General features: G+C 60.3%; 1 protein-coding gene. It reads right to left on the reverse strand.

Annotation, left to right across the window (positions count from 1 at the left end; all coding sequences use genetic code 11):
• Positions 1–74: 74 nt before the first annotated feature.
• Positions 75–1441 (reverse strand): IS3 family transposase gene (locus ATE67_RS20870; RefSeq protein WP_120222458.1). Its coding sequence is split into 2 segments (ribosomal slippage): positions 75–1090 and positions 1090–1441, totalling 1368 coding nucleotides; the frame shifts between segments, so codons are not numbered across the junction.
• Positions 1442–1526: the final 85 nt, after the last annotated feature.

Raw genomic sequence — 1526 nt, forward strand, 5'->3', positions numbered from 1 at the left:
TGTCCGTCGTCAGAACATTTGGCACAGGTCGCGGCGTAAATTAGCGGAGTGCGGGCCTCGTCTGTTGTTGGGTTTTAGGCGGCGAGCTTACGGTGTTGCAAGCGCCGATGTTCAATGGTCTGTCGCTTGATCCTTTCGCGTTGTTTGATGATGGCTGGTGCCCTGCCGAAGTAGGCGTCTGCGGGCGTCACGTTGTTTAGGCTCTCGTGGTATCGGCGGTGGTTGTAGTGCTCGACGAAGGTCTCGATCTGGGCCTCAAGGTCGCCGGGCAGGAAGTAGTTCTCGAGCAGGATGCGGTTTTTAAGGGTCTGGTGCCAGCGCTCGATCTTGCCCTGGGTCTGGGGGTGCATCGGGGCGCCGCGCACGTGGCTCATCTTGTTGGCCTCGATGTATTCAGCCAGTTCGCCCGCGATGTAGCTGGGACCATTGTCGCTGAGCAGCCGGGGCTTGTGCAACACCGTGGCGCTGTCGCATCCGGATGCGACCAACGCTACATCCAGCGTGTCGGTCACATCCTCGGCCCGCATGTTGGTGCACAACTTCCAGGCGATGATGTAGCGCGAGAAGTCGTCGAGCACGGTGGAGAGATACATCCAGCCCCACCCGATGATCTTGAAGTAGGTAAAATCGGTCTGCCACATCTCGTTCGGCCGGGTCGTCTTGGTATGGAACGCATCAGCCGCTTTCACCACGACGTATGCCGGGCTGGTGATCAGATCGTGGGCCTTGAGCAGGCGGTAAACCGTAGCTTCGGACACAAAGTATTGGCGCTCATCGGTAAATCGCACCGCCAGTTCGCGCGGTGACAGCTCGGACTGCTCCAGCGCCATTTCGACGATCTGGTCCTGCACCTCGGGCGCGATCCGGTTCCACACCCGGCCTGGAGCCGATGGCCGATCCGCCAACGCCTCCGGGCCGCCTGCGAGGTAGCGGTCATACCAGCGGTAGAACGTCCGCCGGGCGATGCCGAGTTGGTCCAGCGTTCGCTTGGCAGGCAGGTGGGACTGCTCGACGATCCTGATGATCTCGAGCTTCTCGGATGCGGGATACCTCATTCTTCGTCGCCCCCATCCGCGATCATGCTTTTTTTGAGCAAACGGTTTTCCAGCGTCAGGTCGGCCACGCATTCCTTCAGGGCGCGGGCTTCGCGGCGCAGATCCTGCACCTCGCCAGTGGTCGCGGCACGGGCGGTATCACCGGCCAACCGGCGCTTACCTGCTTCCATAAACTCCTTCGACCAAGTGTAATACAGGCTCTGGGCGATGCCTTCCTTGCGGCACAGCTCTGCGATGCTGTCCTCACCACGCAGGCCGTCCAGCACGATGCGGATCTTTTCTTCGGCAGAGAAATGGCGCCGGGTTGCTCGGCGGATATCCTTGACCACCCGCTCAGCTGGGGCCTTCTTGGGAGGGGATTTTTTCACGGAGGGTTGGGTCTTCATCTTCGTTCCTTCGTCACTACGACGAAGCCCCAACCCTCCTTAAATCACAACCTCAAATCTGTGCCATTGGTGCTGACGGGGGACA

Origin of the sequence: Sphingopyxis sp. H050 (assembly GCF_001468265.1) — a bacterium.
Lineage (GTDB): Bacteria > Pseudomonadota > Alphaproteobacteria > Sphingomonadales > Sphingomonadaceae > Sphingopyxis.